Origin of the sequence: Candidatus Accumulibacter phosphatis (assembly GCF_012939955.1) — a bacterium.
Lineage (GTDB): Bacteria > Pseudomonadota > Gammaproteobacteria > Burkholderiales > Rhodocyclaceae > Accumulibacter > Accumulibacter delftensis.
Genome location: NZ_SPMY01000030.1, coordinates 12,175 through 37,572, shown reverse-complemented (window position 1 = coordinate 37,572; position 25,398 = coordinate 12,175). Strand labels below are relative to the sequence as shown.

The following is a 25,398-nucleotide window of genomic DNA, read 5'->3' as shown; positions in this document are numbered from 1 at the left end:
TGAGTGGCAGGCATCAGTGGGCTTGGCGAACTTCGCGCAGGCGTTTTTCGACGCCCACGACAATATAGGCGAGCAAGCCGACCGCGGCTATTTCCAGCCATTGGCGAACGCCGATCGGCGCGGTGGCGAAGAGGCGGTTGAGCAGCGGCAGGTAGGTCAGCAGCGCCTGCAGCACGGCCATGGTCAGCACACCGTACCAGATGGCCGGATTGGAGAACAGGCCGACATGCAGCGCCGAGCGGGTCAGCGAGCGGCAGTTGAAGAGGTACATCGCTTCGACGACGACGAAGACGTTGAGGGCGACCGTACGCGCTTCGGCGAGCGGATTGCCGAGCGACAGTTCGCGCAGGAAGAGGCCGAAGGCACCGGCGAGCAGCAGCAGGCTGACCAGCACGATCCGCCACACCAGCGCGCTGTCGAGAATCGGGGTCCCCGGCCGGCGCGGGCTGCGCTGCATGACATTCGCCTCAATCGGTTCGAAGGCCAGCATCAGACCGAGAAAGACGGCGGTGGTCATGTTGATCCAGAGAATCTGCAGCGGCGTGATCGGCAGCGTGGCGCCGGCGACGACCGCCGCCAGGATCACCAGGCCCTCGCCGAAATTGGTGGGTAGCGTCCAGGTAATGAACTTGACCAGGTTGTCGTAGACGCCGCGCCCTTCCTCGACGGCTGCTTCGATGGCGGCAAAATCATCGTCGGTGAGGACCATGTCGGCGGCGTCCTTGGCCACTTCGGTGCCGGCCAGGCCCATGGCGATGCCGATGTCGGCCTGCTTCAGCGCCGGCGCATCGTTAACCCCGTCGCCGGTCATCGCCACCACCTCGCCATTGGCCTGCAGCGCCCTGACCAGGCGCAGCTTCTGCTCGGGTTCGACGCGCGCGAAGACGTTGACCTCGGTAACCACCCGGCGCAGCTGCTGATCGTCGAAAGCCGCCAGTTCGACGCCGGTGAGAGCCGTCTCACCGTCCTTGATGATGTCGAGTTTGCGGGCGATCGACAGGGCGGTGACGGCGTGATCGCCGGTGATCATCTTGACCGTGATGCCGGCGGCGTGACAGGTGGCCACCGCGGCGATCGCTTTCGGGCGCGGCGGGTCGATCATTCCGACCAGGCCGATGAACTCCAGGCCGGCATCGGCGCTGTGCTCGTCGAGCGCTGGCAGCGTCTTTGTGGTAGTGCTGGTGAGGCGGGCGATCGCCAGGACGCGCAGGCCTTCCCTGGCCATGGCGCGCGCCGCGTTCTCGATCTCCTCGGAGCGTAGCGCCACCGGCTCTCCTGATGCGTCGAGCATCTGCCGCGAGCGCGGCAGCAACTGTTCGAGAGCCCCTTTGAAGTATGCCAGGCGCTGGCCGTCGATTTCGTGGGCTGTCGCCATGTACTGGCGCGTCGAATCGAAGGGGATTTCGTCGTGGCGCGGGAAGCGCTTGTGCAGCGTCGCCTCGTCGAGACCGGCCTTGCGGGCGACGACGATCAGCGCGCCTTCGGTCGGGTCGCCGACGATCGTCCATTGTTCGCCGTGTTCGCGCAGGTCCTTGCCTTCGCTGCCGGCCTCTTCCTTGCTCAGCGCGGCATCGTTGCACAGTACGCCGGCGAGCAGGCACTCGCGCAAGGCGCCAGCAATCTCGCTGCCGTCGCCGAGTTTGCCTTCGGGCGCGTAGCCACTGCCGCTGACCGTCGTCTGCACGCCGCCGGCGTACAGCTCACGGACGGTCATCTGGTTTTCGGTCAGGGTGCCGGTCTTGTCGGAACAGATGATCGTCGTGCTGCCCAGGGTTTCGACTGCCGGCAGCTTGCGGATGATTGCCCGCCGTTTGGCCATCCGCGCGACGCCGATGGCCAGGGTGATGGTCATCGCCGCCGGCAGCCCTTCGGGGATGGCGCCGACGGCCAGCGCGACGGCGGCCATGAACATTTCGAATGCCGACGAACCGCGCCACATGCCAACGATAAAGGTGAGTACCGCCAGCAGGCCGATGGCGATGAGCAGCCAGTTGCTGAAAACCGCCATCTTGCGCGTCAGTGGCGTCGTCAGGTCCGGTGCTTCGGCGATCAGTTGCGAGATGCGGCCGGTTTCGGTGCGGTCTCCGGTATCGACCACCACCCCGGCGCCGCGGCCGGTAATCATCACCGTGCCGGCATAAGCCATGTTGCAGCGGTCGGCGAGCACAGTGGCTTCGGGGAGCACGTCGCCGTGCTTGGCGACCGCCGTCGATTCGCCGGTCAGTGCCGATTCGATGGCTTGCAAGTCCTTGGCGCGGAACAGGCGCAGGTCGGCCGGCACCTTGTCGCCGGCGGCCAGCAGCACCACATCGCCAGGAACCAGTTCGGTCGATGGCAGACGTTGCTTGCAGCCGTCGCGCAGGACGGTGACTTCGCTGCTGACCGAGCGCGCCAGCGCCGCCAGCGCATCCTCGGCGCGGCCCTCCTGGATGAAGCCGATCACCGCGTTGATCAGGGTGACGCCAAAGATCACTCCCGAATCGACCCATTCGCCGAGGACGGCAGTAACCACGCCGGCCAGCAGGAGCACCAGCACCAGCGGCTGGACGAACTGCAGGGCGAAGCGCAGCAGAGCCCCCTTGCCTGGCTTTTGGGTAATCCGGTTCTCCCCATGCAGCGCGCGGCGGTTGAGAACTTCGCCTGCGGCGAGCCCTTGGTCGTAGCTCGCTTGCAAGCGCGTCGCCGCTTCGTCAGCGGCGATGAAATGCCAGGCGACCCGTTCGCGAGATCTCTCGTTCATTTTTCCCCCTTGACCGTTATCGGTGCGCGGGCTTCTGGTCTTGGCAGCTGCCTTCTTCAGAATCGCGTTTAGCGCTGTGTTGAGGATTATAAAGCAGCCCTGGACACGTATTCGCGGATGTTGCCTGGACAAGGCGGGGTGGCAGTGCAGTCGCGCATCCGTTGGCGCACGTCGCCGAGCACCTGTGGGTTGGTGCCGGGCGATAGTGTCGGAATATTTGACAGCGTATAAGCGGGTGCTTGTGGTTTTCAATAAGGCGCTATGATTTAATGTTGTATTAAATATCGGCACAGTTGTTGCTTGGGTTGTTTCTAATGTTTCGGATCCTGGGCATGATGGCAGCTTTCAAGCGACCGCATGGGGTCTTCGGCCTTTTCGCCGCGGTCCTTGTTGCAACTCAGGTCGCAGCATATCCACTTGACGACTATGATCGGGCAGCGCACGGCGCTGTCAGTCGCGACGCGTTTGCCGAGTTGCCCGCGGCCGTGAGCGCTGGCACCTGGTCGACCGGGTCCTTGCCCGGCGTCGACCGCGCGGCTCCCGTCCCCTTGTTCGTCGACCCTTCGCCGGATGCGCGCCAGGACGTGGACTTTGCCAAGCCTGCGCAAGCTGACCCCCTCGGCCGGGCGCTGCGAGCGGTGGTCAACGTCACTGCCAGACGGCAGCGGGGAGCTTCCGCCGCAGCGGTGGTTGTGCCTACGGAGCCGCTCGACCCGTTTACCCCCATCCTGGGAGACGAGATCGCTGCGGCGGTTTTGAGAATGGAGGAAGGGCTTGCCGAAGTGCTCAGCGAAGCCCTCGACGCGCGTGTCGACGAGGACGGTCGGGTCACTTTTTCCATGGCTGGCGTGGAAGGCTTTCACGTCAGCACTGGCAGCGGGCAGGTGTCGCTGGGGTATGGCGATACGGTGTTGGCGTTCAACCAGGACAGGAGTGCCCAGCTTGGGCGGCGGATCGCGGCGCTTGATGCGGTCCGCGACGCCGAGCAGGGAGCGCTGCCCAGCTCTTCCAATCTGCTGCATGATCTGCTTGTGCTCGGCGTACGCGTCGTTCAGTATCCCTTGTTCTGGGTCCTGGTTTTTATGGCGCTGATCGGCAAGATCGCGCTGGTGCTTGCCACCCCGCGCAAACGCCGGCGTTTGCTGCGGCTCAAATCGAGCGCACAGCCCAAGGTAAAGCACCTCCGTACTCGCGCGCGCATCAAGCTCAAGCGCGTGCGTACCCGAATCAGGCTGCGGCCGTCCGCGTAGGTGCTGGCGGCGCTGCTGTCCTGTGGGCGGCGTGCTCCTGCCACGGCGCGCCGCGCATGCTTGGCGGAGGCGGGAGAGGCCCAGTCAGCGCTCGTTGCGACGACGACTCCTCGTCGATTCCGGTCGGCAGGGCTTGGGGGTATACTGGCGCTGACGTCGCGGGTTTGTCGCTTGTCCCGATTCCTGCGACCTGGCTTCTGACCTCTCCACTCCCCAGGAATCCACCATCATGCTGCAGAAATCTGCTTCTTTCCCTGGCATTCAGGGACCTATCGTAACCATCGTCATGGACGGCTACGGGATCGCCAAATCCGACGTCGGCAGTGCCATCGCCGCCGCCACAAAGCCGACCCTGGATCGTCTTTTTGCCAAGTATCCGAATATCGCCCTGCGCGCACACGGCGTTGCGGTCGGCATGCCTTCCGACGACGACATGGGTAACTCTGAAGTCGGCCACAACGCCATCGGCGCCGGCCAGGTCTACAGCCAGGGCGCCTCCCTGGTCGCCGACGCCATTGCCGCCGGCTCGATCTGGCAAGGCGCGGCGTGGCAGGAAGTTGTCGCCAGCGTCAAGGGCGGGCGCGGCGTGCTGCACTTCCTCGGCCTTTTTTTCCGACGGCAATGTGCACAGCCACGTCGACCACCTGCGGGCGATGATCGTCCGCGCCAAGGAAGAGGGCGTCAAAGCGGTGCGAATTCACATCCTGCTCGACGGTCGTGACGTTCCCGAGACCAGCGCGCTTGATTATGTACTGCCCTTCGAAGCTTTCCTGGGCGAGATCAACGATGACCGCTTCGACGCCCGCATCGCCTCGGGTGGCGGGCGCATGAACATCACCATGGATCGCTACGAGGCGAACTGGAACATGGTCGACAAGGGCTGGCACACGCACGTCCTCGGTGAAGGCCCGCAATATGACAGTGCGGCTGCCGCGATCGAGGCCCTGCGGGTGGAATTCCCCGGCACCATCGACCAGGATCTGCCGGCATTCGTCATCGGCAGCGCCGGCGTTGCGGTCGGAACGATCAATGATGGCGACGCGGTGGTCTTCTTCAATTTCCGCGGCGACCGCTCGATCGAGATCACGCGCGCTTTCGAAGACGCCGATTTCGACAAGTTCGATCGCGTCCGCGTGCCCCGCGTGACCTACGCCGGGATGCTTCAGTACGACGGCGATCTCAAGCTGCCGAATCGCTTCCTGGTCGATCCGCCGGCCATTCTCGACACCATGGGCGAATGGTTTGCCAAGGCCGGTATCACCCAGTTCGCCTGCTCGGAAACGCAGAAGTTTGGCCATGTGACCTATTTCTGGAATGGCAATCGCTCGAACAAGTTCGACGGGGAAACCTACCAGGAGGTGCCCAGCGATGTGGTGCCCTTCGAGCAGCGGCCGTGGATGAAGGCCGCCGAAATTGCCGACGCGATGATCGCCGCCCTGAAGAGTGGCCAGTACAAGACGCTACGTTGCAACTTCGCGAATGGCGACATGGTCGGCCACACCGGCAGTTTCCGCGCCGCGACGATGGCCATCGAGGCGGTTGACCTGGAACTGGCGCGCATCCTGCCAGTGATCGATGCGCTCGGCGGCGTGGCCTTGATTACTGCCGACCACGGCAATGCTGACGAGATGTACGAGATCGACAAGAAGAGCAAGCAGCCGGCGAAGAATGCCGATGGTTCGTTCAAGGCGAAGACGGCGCACACGCTCAATCCGGTGCCGTTCATCCTCTACGACAATGTTTCCGGCGGCAAGCTTGGCCTGCAGGCGAGCGAGACTGCCGGCCTCTCCAACATTGCGGCGACGATTGCCAACCTGCTCGGCTTCGAGAAGCACGCCAAGTGGGACGACAGCCTGCTGGTCGTCAAGTAGCGCCGAGTCACTGGCTCGGGCAAGTCGCCAGTCCACACGGCCGCCGCAAGGCGGCCGTTTTCGTCAGGGCAGGCGCTGCTCCAGCGCGTAGAGTTCCTCGGCGCTTTCGCGGCGGCGAACGAGATGCGCATGCTGGCCATCGACCATCACTTCGGCAGCGCGCGGGCGGGTGTTGTAGTTCGAACTCATGGCCATCCCGTAGGCACCGGCGGAGAGGATCGCCAGCAGGTCGCCTTCGGCCAGTTTCAGTTCGCGGCCGTGACCGAGAAAGTCGCCGGATTCGCAGATCGGGCCGACGATCTCCCATTTTGCCGTGTCGCCTGAACGTACTGCCACGGGAACGATGTCGTGCCACGAGCCGTACAAGGCCGGTCGGGAGAGGTCGTTCATCGCCGCGTCGACGATCGCAAAATTCTTGACTTCGCCGGGCTTCAGATACTCGACGCGGGTGAGCAGCACGCCGGCATTGCCAACCAGGCGGCGACCGGGTTCGAGCAGGATGCGCAGGGGTCGCCCCTTGAGCTTTTCGAGCAGCGGTTGCAGGTAGGCGTGCACGCTGGTTGGTACATCAGCGTCGCTGTAACGGATGCCGAGGCCGCCGCCGAGGTCGATGTGCTGCAGCACGATGCCGTCGCTGGCCAACTGATCGACCAGTACCAGCAGCTTGTCGAGGGCTTCGGCAAATGGCGCGGCATCGAGCAGCTGCGAACCGATATGGCAGTCGATGCCGCTGACTTCGAGGTGCGCCAGTGCGGCAGCCTGTCGGTAGAGGGCACGTGCTTCGTCGTAGGCGACGCCGAATTTGTTTTCCTTGAGGCCGGTCGAGATGTAGGGGTGCGTACCGGCGTCGACGTCGGGATTGACGCGCAGGCTGATCGGCGCGGTCTTGCCGAGCCTGTCGGCGACGGCGTTCAGGCGTTCGAGTTCGGGCGCGGATTCGACGTTGAAGCACAGGATGCCGGTGTTCAGCGCCAGTTCCATTTCGGCGGCGGTCTTGCCGACCCCGGAGAAAACAATGCGCTGCGGATCGGCGCCAGCGGCCAGGACGCGCTTCAGTTCGCCGGCCGAGACGATGTCGAAGCCGGCGCCGCGGCGGGCCAGGACGTCGAGCACGGCGAGGTTGGAGTTGGCTTTGACGGCGTAGCAGACGAGGGCGTCAAGCCCGGCCAGTTCGTGCTGGAACTCGTCGAGTGCGTTCTCCAGTGCCTGGCGCGAGTAGACCCAGCACGGTGTGCCGAACTCGCTCGCGATGTCGCTCAGCGCGACCGACTCGGCGTGCAACACGCCCTTGCTGCTGTGGAATGGGGGCAGTGGGGTCAGCGGGGTTATCGCGTCGCGCTTCATTTGGTCGCTTTCTCGGCGCTCGCGGGCACCGTGCTAGAATCGCTCGCAGCCGTTGCCGGGCTTGGCGACGGTGTCGTGGGCACCGCTTTCGGGGGCAGCGTCAGTCCGCCTTTGCTGCCGCAGCCGGCGAGCGCGAGGGTTGCCAGCAAAGCCAGCGCGAGATATTGCCGCATAGGTCGAATCGCCAAAACGGGAAATGTTAGCACAGGATGAATGATAGCGAATTCAACGCGCTTGCCGACGCAGCGCTGCAGGAGATCGAGGCCGGACTGGAGCGTAGCGGCGCCGATCTGGACTTTGAAAGGGTCGGCGACAACTTGCTCGAAATCGAGTTTTCCGATGGCGGCAAGATCATCGTCAACCGCCATGACGCGGCCAAGGAAGTCTGGGTGGCCGCCCGGTCCGGCGGTTTTCACTACCGCTGGGACGGTAGTTGCTGGCAGGATACCCGCGGCGGCGAGGACCTGATGACCGCCCTCTCGAGGCTGCTTTCGGAGCAGGCCGGGGAGTGGGTATCCCTGCGCGACTAGTGTAGGGCTGTGTTGCGGGAATGGTGGCGAAGGAACACGCTACAAATTCCCCTTGTTGATGAAGCGCACGGGCTGCGCTCCTTGTTTGCCGGCGCAGCCGCTGCAGCCGCCACAAGCGCTTTTTGAGCGCGCCGCGGCGCGTCGTTGGCGTAGCGCTACCGCCTCGGGATCGGCTTTCGCAAAGCCCAGACTTAGCGCCATGGTGGCCGTGTGCTCGGCAAGCGAGAAACGGGCGCCTGCCGGTAGCAGGCGCCAGCCGGCGTAGAGAGCGGCGCAGGCGACCGCAGCGTACACGATCAAATCCTCAAGCATGGCCGGCTCCAGTAAGGAGCAGCGCCACCCGATAGGTGATGAACGACGCGAGGTAGGCCAGGGCGAACAGATAGCCGGCCATCAGTAGCGGGTAGCGCCAGGAGTTGGTCTCGCGCTTGACCGCGGCCAGCGTGGCCAGGCACTGCGGCGCGAAGACGAACCAGGCAAGCAGCGAGAAGGCTGTTGGCAGCGACCAGCCGGCTGCCAGCAGCGGGCCGAGTTGCCCGGCCACGTCGTCACCCGTTGCCGAGAGAGCGTAAACCGTACCCAGCGCGCCGACGGCGACTTCACGCGCGGCCATGCCGGGGACCAGGGCGATCGAGATCTGCCAGTTGAAACCGATCGGCGCGAAGATCACTTCGAGTGCCTGGCCCAGCATGCCGGCGTAGCTGTACTGGATGGCCGGGCCGGTAGCGCCTTCCGGTGCGCCGGGAAAGGTCGACAGGAACCACAGCAGCACGGTCAGCGCGAGAATGATGTTGCCGACGCGGAGCAGGAAGATTTTCGCGCGTTCGAGCAGACCGAGCAGCAGATTGCGGCCGTGCGGCAGGCGGTAGGAAGGCAGTTCGAGCAGCAGTGGATGCTGCAGGCCCTTGCTGACGGTCATCTTGAGGACCGCGGCGACGGCCATGGCGCTGACCACGCCGGCGACGTAGAGAGCGAACAACACCAGGCCCTGCAGGTTGAAGACGCCGACCGTTGTCTGCGGAATGAAGGCGCCGATGATCAGCGCATAGACCGGCAAGCGCGCCGAGCAGGTCATCAGCGGGGCGATCATGATCGTCGCCAGGCGGTCGCGCCAGTTGCTGATCGTGCGCGCGGCCATGATCCCGGGAATGGCGCAGGCAAAACTCGAGAGCAGCGGGATGAACGAACGCCCCGACAGGCCGACGGTCCCCATCAGGCGGTCGAGCAGGAAGGCCGCCCGCGGCAGGTAGCCAGAATCCTCAAGCGCGAGAATGAACAGGAACAGAATCAGGATTTGCGGCAGGAAGACCAGCACGCCACCGACGCCGGCGACGATGCCATCGACGAGCAGGCTGCGCAGCAGGCTTTCCGGCATGTGGGCGCTGAGGAATGCGCCAAAGGCGTCGACACTGGCGCTGATCATCTCCATCGGCAGGCTGGCCCAGCTGAATACCGCCTGGAACATCAGGAAAAGCGTGGCCGCCAGAATCAGCAGTCCCCACACCGGGTGCAGGACGACGCGATCAATGCGTTCGTCGAAGCGGGTGTCGATCGCCGGCTCGCGGACGCTGGCGGCGAGAATGCGGCGCACTTCGCGCTGCGTGGCGCTGACATCGGCGACATCGGGGGCCAGCCAGGCGGCCGGTGGCGGCAGCTCGGCGGCGGTGTGAGGCAGCGTCATGGGTACGCTCGCTTCGAGCTGGGCCAGCAGTTCGCTGGCGCCACCGCGTCTGACGGCGACGGTATTGACTACCGGCATGCCGAGCTCGCGTTGCAGGGCGGCGACGTCGATGGTGATGCCGCGCTTCTTGGCCAGATCGGTCATGTTCAGCGCCAGCATCATTGGCAATCCCAGACGTTTGACTTCCAGCACCAGGCGCAGGTTGAGCTTGAGGTTGGTGGCGTCGCTGACGCAGACGATCATGTCCGGGCGTTGCTCGCCGGCGAGCGTGCCGAGAACTACATCGCGCGTGATCTCCTCGTCGATACTGACGGCGTTGAGGCTGTAGGCGCCGGGCAGGTCGAGGATACGGAACGGTCGGCCGGCTGGCGTCGTCAGCAGCCCCTCCTTGCGGTCTACGGTGACGCCAGGATAGTTGGCGACCTTCTGCCGGCTGCCGGTGAGCAGGTTGAAGAGGGCCGTCTTGCCGCAGTTCGGGTTGCCCAGCAGGACCAGGCTCATGGCTTCACTGGCGCTGCTCATGCCGTCGCTCTCCCGTTACGCAGTGGGGCGACCAGTACGCGCTCGGCTTCGAAGCGACGCAAGGCGAAAATCGTGCTGCCGACGCGTACCGCGATCGGCTCGCCTCCCGGGAAGCCGCGCGCGACGACGCGCACCCGCTCACCGTCGACAAAGCCGATTTCGTACAGCCGCAGCGCCAGCTCACGCTCGGCAGCATCGCCAGCGGTGGCCAGGTCGCCGCTGCTTACAGTACCTTCGTGACCCCGCGGAAGGTCGAAAAGGGAAATCAATTCCAATGGGCCATTCATGTCGTCTGCCACCTTCCGGCTAGTGCATCGATACCGCTGCGAACGCTTGCCAGCGTTCAAAAAAAGACAGTCAGGTCTGGCCTCTGCGGGGCGTTGTCGCTGTCAGTGCAGTGCACCAGCGACAAGAGCCCGAGTGCACAGGCTTGCAATATACATGAGAATCATTCGCAACGAAATGCCCTGGCGTGGTTATTTCGCAGCTTTCGCTGTCGCCGGCGGAGGTATGCGCAGGCTGGCGACAAGCGGCGATGGCCGTGACCTCCCTGCGGCAGATCGCCGCAGTCTCGGCAAGGACAAGAGGCAAGGCGTAAAATTGCTGCTTTCGACCGCTCGCTAGCGCCGCCAACAACGATGTTTCCAGCCTTTCAGGAGCAGCCAGGAGAGGAGCAAGAGCGGGCACCGGCTTTCGTGTCCGGCAGCGCGAATCCTTTGGCGCGCGTGCTCGTGCTGCGGCGCATCGAAGTGCTGACGCAAGCCGTGGTGTTGCTGTTGGCGGTGGCGTGGCTGAAGATCCCCCTCGACGTCGCACCGATGATGGCGGTCATCGCCCTGCTCGCCGCGGTCAATCTGCTCACCCGCTGGCGCCTGGCCCGCGGTGCTGCGGCCAGCGAAGGCGAAGTCTTCGCCCATCTGGCGATCGACGTCGCTGCCCTTGGCGTCCTGCTCTATTTTGCCGGGGGTTCGGCCAATCCCTTTGTTTCGCTGTTCCTGCTGCCACCCACGCTGGCTGCAGCGATGTTGTCGACCCGCTACGCCTGGTCCATGGCGGCGATGACGCTGGCTGCCTACACTTTCCTGATCTTCTGGAAGCTGCCGCTGCCGCCACCGCAAGGCGATCTCGCCCAGTTCGACGCGCTGCTCGCCCGTGCCACCGGCGGCGCCAGCGAACACGCCATCCACAGCAGCGGCTTTGCCCTGCACATTCTCGGCATGTGGCTGAACTTCGTGATCAGCGTCGGCGTCGTTGCCTTTTTCCTGACGCGCATGGCGGCAGCGCTCAAGCAGCGTGAACGCGAACTCGCCGTGGTCCGCGAAGCCGTTCTGCGCGACGAGCAGATTCTCTCGCTGGGCACCCTCGCCGCTGGCGCGGCGCACCAGCTGGGGACGCCGCTGGCGACGATGGCGGTGGTCATCCGCGAGCTTGAGCTCAACCATGGCAGCGGCGACACCGAGTTGCGCGAGGACCTCTTGCTGCTGCGCGAACAGGTCGATCGCTGCAAGCAGACGATTTCGCAGATTCTCGCCTCTTCCGGTCAGGGGCGCGAGGAAAGTCTGCGCTCGCTGGCGCTCGATGCCTACCTGCAGCACGTGCTTGACGACTGGCAGCTGATTCGTCCGCACGCGCGGCTCAGCGTGACGCTGCACGGTGCGCAACCAGCGCCCTTGATCGCCGTTGACCGCACCCTGGAGCAAGCGCTGCTCAATCTGCTCGATAACGCCGCCGACGCCAACGGTGCCAGCCAGGAAGTGCTACGCTTTACGGCGTCCTGGGATGGCGACCGCTGTCGCATCGAGATCCTCGACGCCGGTCCCGGGCTCAACGCCGAAGCGCGGCAGCGGCAGGGCGAGGCCTTTTTCACCACCAAGGTCGACGCCGGCGAGCGTGCCGGCGGCCTCGGCATTGGCCTGTTCCTGAGCAACGCCACGCTCGAGCGCCTCGGCGGCAAGGTTGAGCTCTTCAACCGTGAGCCGCCACAGAGCGGCGCCTGCACCCGCGTCACCCTGCCTTTGGCCCGACTGAAAGCGCAAAGCTGAGAACTGAACTGATGCCTGTGATGACCGAGAAACTCCCGAAACTCCCCGACGACGAGCGTTCGACCCTGCTGCTGGTGGACGACGACGATGTCTTCCGTCGCGTCCTGGCGCGCGCCCTCAACCGCCGCGGCTATGCAGTGAGCGTCGCGGCGACGGTCGATGAAGCCCTCGCCAGCGCCCTCGAGCAGCCGCCCGAATATGCCGTCGTCGATCTGAAAATGCCCGGGACGTCGGGCCTGGTGCTGATCGAGAAATTGATCGAGCTGGATCCGAACACGCGCGTGGTGATGCTCACCGGCTATGCCAGCATCGCCACCGCCATCGAGGCGATCAAGCTTGGCGCCATTCACTACCTGGCCAAGCCCTGTGACGCCGATCAGGTGGTCGCGGCACTCAACAAGGGCAGCGCAGGCGATTCGGCGACAGCGGTGTCCGGCTCGCCGCTGTCAGTGGATCGGCTTGAATGGGAGCACATCCAGCGCGTCCTGGCCGAGCAGCAGGGGAATGTCTCGGCCACCGCGCGCGCCCTGAAAATGCACCGCCGCACGCTGCAGCGCAAGCTCGGCAAGCGGCCCACTCGAGAGTAGGGGAGTAGGGGAGTAGGGAGTCGTCATGGCAGAAACAGCAGATTTCAGCGCCGCGGCGCGGATGCGCATCGACAAGTGGTTGTGGGCGGCGCGCTTCTACAAGACGCGCTCGCTGGCGGCGCAGGCGCTTGCTGCCGGCCACGTCAGACTCGCGGGGCAAGCTGTAAAAGCCGCGCGCGAGCTGCACGTCGGCGAGAGCCTCGAAATCGCCGTCGGCGACAGCGTCTGGAGCGTCGTCGTGCGTGGCCTCAACGCGCAGCGCCGCCCGGCCGTCGAAGCGCAGCGGCTCTACGAGGAAACCGAGGACAGCCGCGCGCGCCGCTTGGCGCAGCAGGAGGCCCGGCGCCTGGCGCCGGTCCCGGGCAGCGATCTGCGTGGTCGGCCGACCAAGAAAGCGCGCCGGATGATCCGCGGTTTCACCGATAATTTCTGAGCGCTTGGGAAGCTGGCCGCCAACCCATGAGCTATCGCCTGCTGGCTGACGCTGTCGTCCTCGCGCATCTGCTGTTCATCGTCTTCGTCGTTCTTGGTGGTAGTCTGGTGCTGCTCTGGCCAAGGCTCGCAGTGCTCCATCTTCCGGCCGCCTGCTGGGGAGCTTTCATCGAAATCAGCGCTGGCATGTGCCCGCTGACGCCGCTGGAAAATGCCTGGCGGCAAGCCGCCGGCGAGGCCGGCTACGCCGGCAGCTTCATCGAGCACTACCTGCTGCCGATCATCTATCCCGTCGGCTTGACCCGCGACATTCAGTTCGTTCTGGCGGCGGTGGTGATCGTCGTCAACCTCGGTATTTACGGCTGGCTGCTGTATCGCTGGCGACGATCGCCAGCTGTCGGCGAGGGAGTTGGCGGGCAGAAGACCACAGCGCCATAGAAAAAAACCGCCACAGTTGGATCACGAGGCACGATGGCTTGGTCTGGCAGGCCGGTCCCAAGGCTGAAAGCAGGATGAAGGCTGTGTTCAATCGTGTTGGGTATTGCCCAGGGCAACGGGCGTTGGCGCGCGCATCCCTTCCGAATAGAACCACGCCTTGAACTTGGCCATCTGTTTGATCCGGTCGGTGTATAGCGTCAGCTTGTCCGACGGCGCGAAGATTTTCGCCATCAGCTTGGCATCAGGCTCACTAACTCTTAGCGCCAGGTAGTTGGCGATTGCGGTGAACAGCGAAGGGTCGAAATCCTTCGCCTCTTGCGAGGCTACGACGAAGGATAGCCCGTACTTGCGGCATTCCTTGGCCATGGTTGGAATCAGCTTCAAGCGCGCGGCGCGGTGTGCCTCGTCGAATATCACGGCGTGGGTGATTCGGTTCTGCGTGCCGCGCCTGAACATCGACTGATAAAGGTTGTGCAGAACAAAGGTCGAAAACGCTCGTTGCAGCACTTCATTTTGCGAGCTGTGGATCTGTACCAAAGCGGGAGTGGAACTGTCGAGAAGACTTGGCGCACCTGCAGTGGCTTCGAACAACCCATAATCCGCCAGTTCTGCCAGCCGAGTCATCAGTCCTTTGTCCGGTTTGGCGTCGGCTTTGAGCAGCTCATAAAACGCGCCAAAGGCGGGAATTTCTCCCCGCTTGCCCAAGGCCCAGCCGCGGTCGGCGTAACTTTGCTTGATCGCCTCGCGCACGCGACCGAGTTGCACGTCGCCCAGATCCGGAAAGATCGCCGCGAAGTTGTCACGCAGCAAGGTAACGTTGTCCATGTAGGCCAGCGGCGCATCACTTACCACTTGCAACGGGTTGAAGCCGAGCCCGGCATAACTCACCCTGTGCAGCGCATTGCCCCATAGGGCGCCGAGTTTCTCGTCAATATCCTCGTGGTAGGAGAACACGATCGGCACGATCCCCGATTCCATCAATTGTCGGCACAGCTGGATCAGGCAGGTAGTCTTGCCCATGCCAGGCAGGCCGACGATGAGCAAGTGTGGATTGCCCTGGATGCTCACTGGCCAACGCACCGGCTCATCGCTCCCATCGCGCTGACCGAGCAGCAACTAGACGGTTTTCGGTGCCGCTGCCAGATTGTCTCCAGAGGTCAGGAGAAGGTCTGGCGGCGAGAGCTGCTCCACGGCGTTCGCTTCATCCTGCACCGCCAACGGCGTAGTCGCCTCAAGCAAACTGATCCCCTCCCCTAAGGGCATTGCGCTACGCTGTGTCTCAGGTAGACGCGCCGGGCCAAACAACCAGATATCCGTGCCAATTGCTACCGGCGTGGTGCCGCCATATTCGGGACAGAAGACGAAACCTACTTTGGCCCGATCGAGGTCGAACAAAGCCGGCAGCGCGTAAGCGGTACCTTCACGCGCCAGCTTTACGAGTTCCCTTTCGATGAACTCGAAGGCTTCGTCGGTCAGCGTGTGCCGTTGCCCTTTGCGCGCGTAGAAGCGCAACACCCGCGCCAGACGGGCGCGCTGCACGGTCTTTTCGAGCAGCGCGGTGTCCGGTCCAAACAGCTTTTCCCAGCGTTGGCAGGACGCATCGAGCTGGCTTTCGATGATGCTCAACAAATCGAGCGCGCGGGCGGTCTTGAGGTAGCGGCGGAACTTCACTTCCACGAACGAAAATTTCAACCCGCCACGCCGAGCCGCCGTTACATACAGCAAGTCGGCGCGCTGCCCACTGGCATCCTTCTCCTTGTTCTCACCAACCGGGCGGAACAATTCCGGCACGTCGTCGAGAGGAACGAAAAATCCCTCCTTGAGGGACAACCATGGCGCACCCTCTTCGCCGCCAAGCGCACAGTGGTTTTGCGTCAGCGCCAATGCCACCATTTCCTGCGCCACCGAGCCCGATTGCGTCAGGCGCAAGGCGAGGCGGCCGCTGAGCGCTTTCAGCGCATCCAGCAGAAAGATGCAGTTACGAGGGCTTGCCGACAAGCCCATTTCGCCCAGGGCGGTGTCCAGCAGGCGCACAATCTCATCCAGGGAACTGGTGGAGGTAATGAGCTGCAGAAAACCCAGGTCGTCACGCTCCGGCACGCAGTCGATCAGATACGCCTCGTACAGGCTCGGCAGGTCGCGCGGAGAATCGAAATACTCGACGCCGGCATGCCGGTCCACCGTCACCACCCAATCACACAGGCGGTGTAGGGCTGCCAGCATTTCACTACGGTCCGGCGAGACTTCCGTGATCAACACCGGCCAGTCGTTATCACCTGCGCCCATGCGTTTGGCAACGCAGCGCAGCAAGGCCGAATGCGCCTTGACCAGTCTCTCGGAAAATCCGCGTGCCACCGGATGCTTCTCGCCTTCCGGCATGGGTGAGATGGACGATCGCCAACGCGGCACTGGGGCGGCCTCGAAACGTCGGTCCGGAGTCAAGGCCAGACCATGGACCTCCAGCGCGCCATTGGGCACGCTGGTCATTGGCACGCATTCAACGTGAGTGGTAAAGATGTCGAAGGCCAAAGCCAGATGCGCCGGAGTGGTCGGGGTTTCGCTATCGCGCCGCGCCCATGCCAGGCGTGGCAGGTTTACGCCACCCGGGCGGGTGACGCTGTCCAGCAGCCAACGATCCTCCTCTGGTACCACACCAGCGCCGCTGCGTCGGCGTTGTGCAGTAGCCGCCAGGAAGCGCCCCAGCATGCTGGTTCGCCCATCGGCAGGGTAAAGATCAAGCACAAAAGCTCGTTTTACAACCTCTTCGCGCGCTTCGCCCTCTTCGTCAACTTCTGTTGCTTCCACCTCGCGCAAGGCGCAGCCCAGGGCACGCGCGGCAGGCATGGCATCGCCGGGGCGCAGGGCGTGCACATGCACGCGCCGGGTTTCCGGGTGCAAATTGAGATAGCGCGCGACTTCTTCGCCCAGCAGTTCGGATGCGCTCCGGCCTACCGAGGGTGCCATCAACTCCTCGCTCTTGGCATCGCCATCGCCCAGCAGGCGGGACAGAAGGGCGACGGTAGCCTTGGGCTCCGGATCGTCGGTAGCGGTCATCGCCACGGTATGAAAACCGAGGCTGTCGGCGAAAACAAAGGCTTCGCCCTGTGCGAAACCCGGCAACATCGCCGGATAATGGGCGCCGATCAGCGAGCCCAGCAGCTTCGCCACCTTGATCGGCGGCGTTCCTTCCTCGTATCGGTGACGCCACACCAGCATGTCGAATCCCTGTTGCCACGCGACGCGCAGCGGATGTGTGGGCAAGACGATCAGGCCGATACGTTTGCCGCTGACGCCAACAACTTCGAGGGTGTGAATCTGCGTCGCGCGCGCGGAAGCCCCCTCCCACCAGGCGGTGGCGGCATTCACGTACTCGTTGAACACCGGGCGGTCGTTGTAGAGCACTGCCAGCGGACCCAGGCTGGAACGTAGCAACCAACTGCAGAAATCGCGCGAGGCTCTGGCGAAACGTTCTCCCACTCTGTCACCGGCCGGACCAAAGGGAAGAAAAACAGGCTCACCGTCCGGCGAGCCATCCGCCCTGACCTTCAGTTGCCAGCGCCCCGGATTGCCCTGTTGCACTGCCCAATCGGCCGCCAGGTCGAGCAGCAGCTTCGGGCACAGCACGCGCGCCGCCTTGCCGTCCACCCGGCAGGCAATGTAGCCTTTTCTGTCGGCGCTGAACGTCTGCCTGTCATCTGGATTGTCGGCGAGCCGTTGGAATGTTTCGTCGTCTTTCGCCACCTGAATGGCGGCCAATGCGAGGCTGGGGAAAACGTTTCCGGCGCTGGATTTGGCTGCTTGGCTGGTGACGCCGAAGCACAGGATGAAATCCTCGCTGACCACCTGGTGTGAGCCTGCTTCAGCATCGCCTTCCCGCGAGGTTTCGGCCGTCAGCGCCCGAATGGTCACCTCCGCTTCGAAGCGCTCGTTTCCTTCGAGATCGCCGAAATCGTCCTGAGTAAACACGCACTTCTGCAGCCCTCGGCCAGCATGGGTGACGGTTTTTTCCGCCAGCGCGTCGCCACCAGCACGGATGTCAACGATGTAGTCCACGGCGCCTTTGGCAAGGGTGGCCGGTTCGACCTCCCAGCGCACTTCCAGCCGGACTCGCTGCTGAGGATTGTCCACGAGCGCCAGCTTGAAAGTCAGACGGTTATCGTCATCCACAGCCAGGCCGGACCATTGGTACGGTCTGCCGTTTCTTTGGCGCCAATTGACCCAACGGATGGACTGCAAGCTCTGGCTATCGAATAGACCAGGGCGCAAACGGTTGAGCCAGAGGGATTCCTGCTCTTCGAGGCGGGCCAGCGCGTCCAGCCGGGAAAGGCTGTCCGCCGCACGCAGGAACTCCGCCAACCCACGCCCGACCGCTGCATCCGCCACCGGCAGTTGCAGGCCGTCGACCCGCGCTTCCGCCGATTGCCTGTTGCCCTGGCGGGCCAGCAGACGTTCCACCAGAAGCGCCGACTTCTCCAGATCGCCGTCGTCTGGCTTGCCGTCAACCGCCACCGGCCACAGGCCGATCTCCGGCAAGGCCGCCCCCAAATCCTCCAGGCGCCGAGCCCCACGACACAAATAGGCGAACTCACGCCAGGGTGACAAGGCTTTGTTACGCGCCAGCCGGCGCGCTTTGGACAGGGCCTTGTCGGCAAAACTCTTGCCGCCGTGCGGCAGTTTGTCGCGCGCCAAGGCCTTTGTTTTGGCGAACAGTTCTGCCTCGATAATCTCCCGTGCCGCGCTGTAGATACCGTCCATACCCGCTCCAGCATGGACGGCGTCCACCAGCAAGAGCACCGCTTCCGCTTTATCCTCGCGCCACTCCACTGCCTTGTCGGCGGTGATCGAGCGAGTGGCCGCGTCCTTAGTAGCATGGCTGACCAAGGCGATCTGCCAGCCTTGGACCGCAAAGCGTTCGTCTGCCGCCAGTTCTCGCGCGACCTCGCCGGGCAGGCAGCGAATGAACGCCATGCTGCCGGGAAGTGCAGGCCCCAACAGATCGCTCAAGGAACGCGCCAGCGTTGGCGCAGTGTTTTCGATCAGGGGCATGTCAATCTCCGAGGGTGGCATGGGCGTGGCGCAACAAGGCCTCAGCTTGCGCGAGACATTCTGCCAGTAGGGCATCGTTCACGCCGTCGCCGGTGTAGTCGGTCAGATTGCGTTGCTTGCGCAGTGCGTCGAGAACGATCACGGTGGCGCTGTCCACGGCCAAGGTCAGCGGGAGCGTCTGGATGGCGGTCTGGTGGTGGCCTGGCTGGCTGGTCGAGGTGCGGTAGCCTTTGGCCGCGAGGGCGGCCATCGCGCATTGCAGGATGGTTTTGTAGGCAGCATCGAAGCGGTTCTCCGCGCTGATCGCCGCAACCCTGGCGTCGGCGAGATTGCGTCCCGCCGCCGCCAGTAACTTGAGAACGGCGGCGCGCCCGGCCTCATGCCGAACCAGACGCTGGATCGCCAGCAAGTTTTCCAGACTCATCCTCGTTTCCAATCAGAAATATCTTTTTCCCGCCCAGAACCTCGGCCAGAAAGGCGTCGCCGCCGTTCAGCTTGTTGTGGAACTCGGCGGGCGACAGAACTACCGGGTTGATCTCCCGGCCGATACTGGATTGGGCTTCATGCAGCGCTCGTACTGCCTCGGCGAAGCCAATTTCGCCTACCAACAAGACATCAACATCGCTGCCCGGTCCTTCGTCGCCACGCGCCACGGAACCGAACACCAGTGCCAGGGCAAGCTTTTCGCTCAAGGGGGACAAGGCTGCCTTCAACACATCGGCGAGTCCGGCCGTCTTGCGCAGGATGCCGGCCAGTTCCGCATAGATGGGGCACTGCCGATTGGCGCCGTAGCGCACCTGGTTGCCAATCTCCTCCCGGGTAAGCACGCCTGCCTGGGCGAGGCGTGTGAGTTCCTTGTGCAAGGTACCGGCACTGGTGCCGGTCAGGCGGGCGATTTCGCGCACGTGGTAACGCTGTTCCGGGTGCAGGAGCAAGCGGGCGAGCACTTTCTGGCGGTATTCGCCGAAGAGAAGTGAGCTGAGCATGGTTGTAGCCGTTTTCGATACGATTGAAGCCGTTCATGCTACATCAAACCGTGCGCGCAATCGCTTCATCGACTCCGCGTCGTTCACCCCGACCAGCAGCCCAAGGTCGCGCAGTCGCCTTTCCAGGCACTGCTTGTTGGCACGCAGCAGGTCCTGGGGAACGGACATCCCCGGGGGTTCGCGGTCCACATGAAGGCCGTAGTGGTCGCGCAGGATGTCGAGGAACCTGGGCAGGGTGAGCGGGCGCGCGGATTTGCCTTCGGCGTCCTTGCGCAGATGGCGATGGACGAGAAAATCCAGTAGCGCGTTGGAGAGGACAATCGAACGTAGGTCTACCGCCTTCCTGGTGCCGGCTTCGCTGCGCGAGACGCGGCGTTTGAAGGCAATGCCATTGGGGCGGTTGGGCATCAGGCTGCTATCCAACACCCTCACGAATTGGCCTCCCTGTTGGTGATGCCCGTGCAACTCAACCAAAGCTTCCGCCAAGCGCAAGGCTGGATGGTTCTGGTCGTTACGCAGCGCCCGCGCCACCTCCAGCGCCTCATCCGTCTGTTCCAGATTATTGGCCAGACCGATGCAATCTTCGTCGAGTCTTTCCCTGATCGACTCCGCCCGCTCATGCCGTTCGTGATAAATGTCGCCAAGCAGATTCAACCAGGCTGTCGGATCGGGCTGCCGCCGCGGGAGTTCATTCTTCAGCCTGGAATGGTGGCTGACTCGATCATCCAGTAGGCGCGCCAGCATCATCAGCACCGGCAGGCGCTCGTAGCGGGCCTGGCATTCACTCATTGCTGCTTCCGAGGCGTTGCGCAGCTTGCTGTCCAGTCCGTGCGAACAGTCCACCAACAAGGGCATCGGCGTCTGTTCCTTCGGTATGCCGCCGGTGCGCTCCCATTCGGACAAGCACACTGCCGTGGACAACAGCAGGTTGACCATGCCAAGGCCAATACCCGCTTCGAGCATGGGCAAAAAGGCCTGGCGCGGCAGGGCCATACCATAGACCTCGATGAAGGTCGCCAGATCCCCGCGCAGGCATTTGGCGGCAGCTTTGGCGATGGGCCAGCGATTGGCGATCTGCGACTGCTCCCTACCCCTCAGTCTATCAGGCGCATGGCCGCAGGTCTGGGCCAGACGTACCGCCAGCAGTTCGTCCACGCCGAGGTCGTCCGCCGTCCCCTCCTGAAAATGGTCGGAGCCCAGGTTTGCAGCGGAACCATGCACCGACATGTGCCGGGCAAACTGCTTCAGCAAGTGATTCTCGGCGAAACCGACGCCTACCGGGAAACGGCTCCGGCTAGCTTCTGGCACAAGTGCTTCGCCCCGGTCCTGCCATGCCAGCAGCGTGGTCAGTAGTTCCGGGACACCACGTAAATCGGCCACCTTTTCAGGCAAGTCGATCCAACTCGCCAGATAATGCGTTGGGAAAATCCGCTGCACCACCTCCTCATGCCCCAGGTCATGCTGCTTGTTCTCCAGGCAATAGCTGAGCAGCAGATCGGCCAGCATGGCCGGGCCGCAGTTGTCGGCAAAGCCATCAAAATCGCCGCCAGCGCGAGTCAGCAAACCATTGGCAACATCGACCAGCCGGGGCGACTGTCGACTGCCCTGGGAATCCTGCCGCCCGAAGGCCTCAACGAAGTGGCCTCTGCCTCGGCGCTGACCCCAGCGCGCCATGTACAGCATGGCTGGCAACAGGCTCCCCACCTCGAAGTGCTGCGGGGTGAAAGGCAGCGCCGGGAGATAGTTGGCGCTCCATAAAGCCCTGGCGCGCGCCGGAGTCAGCACATTCTCGACGATGGTCTTGGCGTTCACGCGGCTTCTCTCACCAGTATCTGCCTCCCATCCCGCGCCTCCACGCGAACCCGGAACATGCCGGCTTCATCGCCGGGGTGCCAGCCGTGCAATTCGCGCGCGTCTTCCTGCGCCAGGCGCTGAGTGAAGATTTCAAGGTGGGCGAACACGCCCTCCTGCCCGGCTCCGGATAGCTGAGCGCCATCTTTCAGCGCCAGCAGCAGGTGGAAAAGTTCCAGGCCTATTGGCAAGCGCTCTTCGCCACCCGCCGCGTAGCCATAGATCAGCAGCAGATGGGTATGCAGGCTTTCCAGGCCTTCAGCGGTAGGAGGCAGGCGCGCTTCCAGACGGAAGCGCTCCCAGGGCTTGACCACCCAGAAGGCACTTTCAGTGGGGGTTCGCGGCTGGATGCGCAGCGGCAGGCCAGCCTCGCGAGAGAACGCGGCCTCGGGCAGGTCCTCCAGCCGGGCGATGCCCAGACACAGTTCACGGCAGAGGTCAGCGCGCTCGTCCTCGTTCATCAGCGGCACACGGCGGAAACGATCCAGATGCTGGCCACCGAACAAAGGCAGGGCATCGATGGGAAGCTGCAATGCCGCGTAGCAAGCATGATCCCACTCGAACCACGCGCGGCGACGGGCAGAGGCCAGCGCGGCGGCGATGTCGTCCGGGCCATGCGGGGTCTCCCTGAGCAGGTGCCGGTCGAGTAAGGGATTGCTGTCCAGCGCCGGGTCGAAACGGGCGAGTTCCGAGAGCAGCTCGCCTTGCCGTTGCGGCGCGTCGGCGGCAAACGCGCGATCCCAATAGCGGGGTGGCGTCAATTCCGGTTCGGCATGGAGTTCGCTGCAGTCATGCACGCCAAAGAAGATGAAGGCCAGCGCCGCCCGCAGTTCGCGCGCCGTAATATGGACTTCGCCGCGCAGATGAGCGGCTTGCAGTACATCCGCCATTCGGGCCCGCAGGCGTGGGCCGGTACCCAGGTCGCGCAATGTCCGCACCGAATACCTGGCGGTGCAACGGTGTTGGGCGGTGCAGCTGGCGCAGCGCGCCCAGGGATCCGGATCCTGGCTAACGCCAAGAAAGCGGTCCAGCAGGGCATTGAGGAACTCAACGCGCAGCGCGCCATCGGCAATTCCTCCCACCAGGGAACGCTGGTTGAGGTCAATCAGGCGAATGCGCGGATCGATCACCGCGTGATCGTCCTCTTCGTTCTTGAACAGGGCCGCGGAGAGTTGTTCGCTCAGCGGCGTATCCTCCTGGGTATCCAGCCATTCGAGCAGCTTGCCACTGTTGATCGCGAGAATCCGCGGATGGCGTGCGGCGCCATCGAAACCCAGCTCATGACAGGGCTGGAAAAATTGGTCGAGCAGCGCGTTGGCCGACTGACCCCGCCACGCAGCTGAGCCGTCGAGATTGACTTTCAACATGCGCCCATCAAGCAGACGCCGTTCCTGCACGCGCTGCGAAGAGTGGACATCCGGCATACCCAAGGCCGCCAGCAGATGTTGCAGGAACGCCGTTTTGCCGTCGCCGGCATTGCCAAAAAGGATCGCGAGTTTGACCCGATCGTCTTCGATCTCCTGCCGCAGAACCTCATCCAGACGTGTTTCCACGTAGGTGCTAGCAGCGAAGACGGAGTCGAGGCCGCGCGTTTCGCTGTTCCCATGGCGCGAGCCGGGGTAGGCCGAGAGCAGTTCGGCCAGCCTCGGTGCCGTGTTGGCGGAGAACGTCGGCGTGACCGGCAGGTCGCCGACTTCCCGGGTAGTCGCTCCCGCGAGAAACGAGAGTGCCGCGCGGGCGTCTTCGAATCGTTCGCCCTCGATGGGCGTGGTCGCGCGCCTCATGAACTCCATTGCTTGCTCGACCCCGGTGATTTCCACGTCTTCCCAATTCAGACCGCGGTTCTTGATGCGCTGCCCAGCGAAGTCAAAGGGAGTCTTGTCGAACAGCACATGGAAGAAACTGGCGGCCAAGGCGAAAAGATCATCGCCTGGCTGAATCGAAGCCGTGCTTTCGACGCCATGGCTGGCGTACAAGGGATTTCGGCTGCGTACCTGGCTGCCGCTTTCAGTGACCGTGTCGTAATCAGTGAGCACCACTTCCCCACCCTGGACGATGATGTTACGCGGGCTGACGTCGCCATGCACCAGACCAACCTGATGCAGTGCCCAAAGGGCGTTGCTTAGATCGCGCAACCAACGTAGCAGCAAGTCTTGCAGACTGGTTTCGCCCAACTCTTCAGCATGCAAGGCGAGTACGCCGGCAAGATCTGACAACGGCATGCCTTCCACCCATTTCATCAAGGCGACGAAGCGGTTTGGCTGCCACTCGGGGGCGATTTCGTGGATGGCGGAAAGGTGCGGGTGAACGGTATAAGCGCGCGCTTTTCGATAGGCGCGCAAGGCGAGTTCGGCATCGCTCTGGTGATGGATCAGTTTTGCGACGTAGCTTCCATAGACTTCATCGGACTGTGCATCCACCTCGATGACTTTGAAGGTCTGGCCGATGCCGCCACGCCCAAGACGACTGATGATCTTGAACTGGGCGCGCTGGAAAGGCACTACCGTGTCTTCGTCCCAGTATTCTGGCGCTGGAAGTTCGGGCTTTGGCTTGGCAAGTGGCGCGGTATTTCGTTCCAGCACAGACGCCAGTTCGGCAAGTGACTCGCGTCCCTCGGGATTCAGAGCACAGCCTTGCTCAAGGAATTCACGCGTATCCCGGGCACGGGGCTCGTCCGGCGGGAACAGCGTCATCAGGCTGGCACACAAGGCAAACACGTCTGAGCGGGCGTCCGCAGCACCCAACCCGCCTTGACGGACTTCCGGAGCAACAAACCGAGTGTCCTCGCCGAAGTCCATGCGGGCCACCGAAATGGTCCGCGCCTGATCAAGGCGGGCCAGGCTGAAATCCGTAAACAGAGGGCAGCCGTTGTGACGGACCCGCAGGTGCGCGGAGTGATGTGGCGATGAAGGATACGCTGCAGCCCTTGGTCGTCAGGCTGATGAAATTTGCCCAGAGCCAAGAGCGCTTCGCGCGCGTAGCGCAATCGGTCATTGAGACTCCAATCCGGATCCTCCGCGCGATGGGCAAGTGTGGGGGCGGCGGGATCAATCAGAGAAAACCAATACAACTCGCCAGGAAAACGTTCGGCCTCCTGAAACGAATCAAGCAAACTGGGCAGGTAGGGCGACTTCTGCCACTGCTGCAGGACTTCATACTCACGCCGGGCGCGGTTCTCTGCGTCTTTTTCGTCAGTGGCGGAAAGGTCATAGAGATGCAGGATCACCTTGTCGCGCCGGGTGGGATGCTGGCCGCGATAGGTGCGGTGGAATGGGGCATCTGGCGTTGGTAAGCGCTCCAGATTGATCAGCCCGGCGAAGCTGCGCAGGTCGCCGGTCAGCGCGACCCGCGCTGCCGGTTCCAGGAGCAAGGCGGCACGTTCGATGTTCTCGGGAGCCAATTGCGAGGCCCCATCGGCATTGACCAGATCATGCAACTCGCTGAGCCCAAATACCTGAACGCCACGCACATTGATGCGCTGTCCTGCCTGCATGCCTTTTCCGCCGCGTGTGAGCAAGAAGCGAGGAGCGACGAAGCCGGGATCGAAGGCGGTTTTCAGTTTCCCGGCGACACGCTTGGCCTTGTCGTTGATGCGATCGGCTTCGCCCTCGGCGACATGAGGGTTCTGCCTGAGCCAAGCCGAGTCCCAATGCTTGACCTCAACCACGAACACCCCCTGAGGGCCGATGACGACCTGATCGATCTCGTCGGAAAGGCGCATGGCATGGCTGGAATGGCTGATATTGGAGAGCAGCACCCAAGGGCCTTGGAGGCCTTGTAGCTTGCTCTTGACTTTTTTCGATTGCGAGCCCCTCGCTCGCGTTGACCGGCGCTCCGCAGGGAATGTGTCTGAAGCCTGATGTTGCCATACCGCCTCCGGAAACATTGGTACTCAACCCGGATGGATTGTAAGCGGTGGCGTTAGCGGGAAGTGGACGGACAGAAAAAAACAGGGAGCCTTGTTCGTCGGGCAAGAGCAGCATTGCTCCACTGAGCAGGGCGATGTATCTGCGGCACCTCCTTTCGCGGCAAAGGCGCGGCCTCCCGCCGACTCCCCGCTCAGTATTGCTTCGCTAAG

19 protein-coding genes and 1 pseudogene are annotated in these 25,398 nt (G+C 63.5%); 7 read left to right on the top strand and 13 right to left on the bottom strand.

The window, feature by feature from the left end:
* Positions 1 to 13: 13 nt before the first annotated feature.
* Positions 14 to 2,740 carry a cation-transporting P-type ATPase gene (locus E4Q23_RS11505; protein ID WP_169066770.1) on the bottom strand — a complete coding sequence of 909 codons (2,727 nt, stop codon included), beginning with the start codon at positions 2,738 to 2,740 and terminating at the stop codon, positions 14 to 16.
* A gap of 515 nt (positions 2,741 to 3,255) precedes the next feature.
* On the opposite strand from E4Q23_RS11505, the gene E4Q23_RS11500 reads away from it, so the two are divergent.
* Positions 3,256 to 3,990, top strand: coding sequence for a hypothetical protein (locus E4Q23_RS11500; RefSeq protein WP_169066769.1), 735 nt, complete (start codon positions 3,256 to 3,258; stop codon positions 3,988 to 3,990).
* A gap of 229 nt (positions 3,991 to 4,219) precedes the next feature.
* Positions 4,220 to 5,861 (top strand): annotated as a pseudogene (gene gpmI / locus E4Q23_RS11495) (2,3-bisphosphoglycerate-independent phosphoglycerate mutase).
* A gap of 63 nt (positions 5,862 to 5,924) precedes the next feature.
* Here the strand turns inward: gpmI and lysA are convergent.
* Together lysA and lptM are read right to left on the bottom strand one after the other, a co-directional pair.
* Positions 5,925 to 7,205, bottom strand: a complete 1,281-nt coding sequence (gene lysA, locus E4Q23_RS11490) for a diaminopimelate decarboxylase (RefSeq protein WP_169066768.1) — start codon at positions 7,203 to 7,205, stop codon at positions 5,925 to 5,927.
* Positions 7,202 to 7,378 carry an LPS translocon maturation chaperone LptM gene (lptM, locus tag E4Q23_RS23840; protein WP_248595392.1) on the bottom strand — a complete coding sequence of 59 codons (177 nt, stop codon included), beginning with the start codon at positions 7,376 to 7,378 and terminating at the stop codon, positions 7,202 to 7,204. The genes lysA and lptM overlap by 4 nt, the downstream gene beginning before the upstream one ends.
* A 36-nt stretch (positions 7,379 to 7,414) precedes the next feature.
* Here lptM and cyaY point away from each other — a divergent pair, with 36 nt between their 5' ends.
* Positions 7,415 to 7,735 carry an iron donor protein CyaY gene (gene cyaY / locus E4Q23_RS11485; protein ID WP_169066767.1) on the top strand — a complete coding sequence of 107 codons (321 nt, stop codon included), beginning with the start codon at positions 7,415 to 7,417 and terminating at the stop codon, positions 7,733 to 7,735.
* A gap of 39 nt (positions 7,736 to 7,774) precedes the next feature.
* On the opposite strand, the gene E4Q23_RS11480 is transcribed toward cyaY, so the two are convergent.
* Genes E4Q23_RS11480 through E4Q23_RS11470 form a run of 3 tightly spaced genes read right to left on the bottom strand, consistent with a single transcriptional unit; the run spans position 7,775 to position 10,225 of the window.
* Positions 7,775 to 8,047, bottom strand: coding sequence for a DUF6587 family protein (locus tag E4Q23_RS11480; protein WP_169066766.1), 273 nt, complete (start codon positions 8,045 to 8,047; stop codon positions 7,775 to 7,777).
* On the bottom strand, positions 8,040 to 9,938 hold the full coding sequence (gene feoB / locus E4Q23_RS11475) for a ferrous iron transporter B (protein WP_169066765.1): 1,899 nt from the start codon (positions 9,936 to 9,938) through the stop codon (positions 8,040 to 8,042). The genes E4Q23_RS11480 and feoB overlap by 8 nt, the downstream gene beginning before the upstream one ends.
* A complete protein-coding gene (locus E4Q23_RS11470; RefSeq protein WP_169066764.1) occupies positions 9,935 to 10,225 on the bottom strand; it encodes a FeoA family protein in 291 nt (96 codons plus the stop codon). The genes feoB and E4Q23_RS11470 overlap by 4 nt, the downstream gene beginning before the upstream one ends.
* A 438-nt stretch (positions 10,226 to 10,663) precedes the next feature.
* Here E4Q23_RS11470 and E4Q23_RS11465 point away from each other — a divergent pair, with 438 nt between their 5' ends.
* From E4Q23_RS11465 to E4Q23_RS11450, 4 genes are read left to right on the top strand one after another with little or no spacing between them, the layout of a single operon-like run.
* Entirely contained in the window at positions 10,664 to 11,980 is a 1,317-nt protein-coding gene (locus tag E4Q23_RS11465) for an ATP-binding protein (protein WP_336511674.1), read from the top strand.
* Positions 11,981 to 12,000: 20 nt separating this feature from the next.
* Positions 12,001 to 12,567: a response regulator transcription factor gene (locus E4Q23_RS11460; protein WP_169066762.1), complete on the top strand. Its 567-nt coding sequence runs from the start codon at positions 12,001 to 12,003 to the stop codon at positions 12,565 to 12,567.
* Positions 12,568 to 12,592: 25 nt separating this feature from the next.
* Positions 12,593 to 13,000: an RNA-binding S4 domain-containing protein gene (locus E4Q23_RS11455; protein WP_169066761.1), complete on the top strand. Its 408-nt coding sequence runs from the start codon at positions 12,593 to 12,595 to the stop codon at positions 12,998 to 13,000.
* A gap of 26 nt (positions 13,001 to 13,026) precedes the next feature.
* Positions 13,027 to 13,437 carry a DUF2784 domain-containing protein gene (locus tag E4Q23_RS11450; protein WP_169066760.1) on the top strand — a complete coding sequence of 137 codons (411 nt, stop codon included), beginning with the start codon at positions 13,027 to 13,029 and terminating at the stop codon, positions 13,435 to 13,437.
* A gap of 87 nt (positions 13,438 to 13,524) precedes the next feature.
* On the opposite strand, the gene E4Q23_RS11445 is transcribed toward E4Q23_RS11450, so the two are convergent.
* From E4Q23_RS11445 to E4Q23_RS11415, 7 genes are read right to left on the bottom strand one after another with little or no spacing between them, the layout of a single operon-like run.
* On the bottom strand, positions 13,525 to 14,553 hold the full coding sequence (locus E4Q23_RS11445) for an ATP-binding protein (RefSeq protein ID WP_169066759.1): 1,029 nt from the start codon (positions 14,551 to 14,553) through the stop codon (positions 13,525 to 13,527).
* Positions 14,554 to 18,483 carry a hypothetical protein gene (locus E4Q23_RS11440; RefSeq protein WP_169066758.1) on the bottom strand — a complete coding sequence of 1,310 codons (3,930 nt, stop codon included), beginning with the start codon at positions 18,481 to 18,483 and terminating at the stop codon, positions 14,554 to 14,556. It lies immediately after the preceding gene.
* Between the two features lies 1 nt (position 18,484).
* A complete protein-coding gene (locus E4Q23_RS11435; protein WP_169066757.1) occupies positions 18,485 to 18,907 on the bottom strand; it encodes a DNA-binding protein in 423 nt (140 codons plus the stop codon).
* On the bottom strand, positions 18,861 to 19,469 hold the full coding sequence (locus E4Q23_RS11430) for a nucleotidyltransferase domain-containing protein (RefSeq protein ID WP_169066756.1): 609 nt from the start codon (positions 19,467 to 19,469) through the stop codon (positions 18,861 to 18,863). The genes E4Q23_RS11435 and E4Q23_RS11430 overlap by 47 nt, the downstream gene beginning before the upstream one ends.
* 33 nt (positions 19,470 to 19,502) lie before the next feature.
* Complete coding sequence (locus E4Q23_RS11425) at positions 19,503 to 21,281, bottom strand: hypothetical protein (protein WP_169066755.1); 1,779 nt, start codon at positions 21,279 to 21,281, stop codon at positions 19,503 to 19,505.
* Entirely contained in the window at positions 21,278 to 24,028 is a 2,751-nt protein-coding gene (locus E4Q23_RS11420; RefSeq protein WP_169066754.1) for a protein kinase domain-containing protein, read from the bottom strand. Before E4Q23_RS11420 ends, E4Q23_RS11425 begins: the two co-directional genes overlap by 4 nt.
* Complete coding sequence (locus E4Q23_RS11415; RefSeq protein ID WP_169066753.1) at positions 24,013 to 25,206, bottom strand: nuclease-related domain-containing protein; 1,194 nt, start codon at positions 25,204 to 25,206, stop codon at positions 24,013 to 24,015. Before E4Q23_RS11415 ends, E4Q23_RS11420 begins: the two co-directional genes overlap by 16 nt.
* Positions 25,207 to 25,398: the final 192 nt, after the last annotated feature.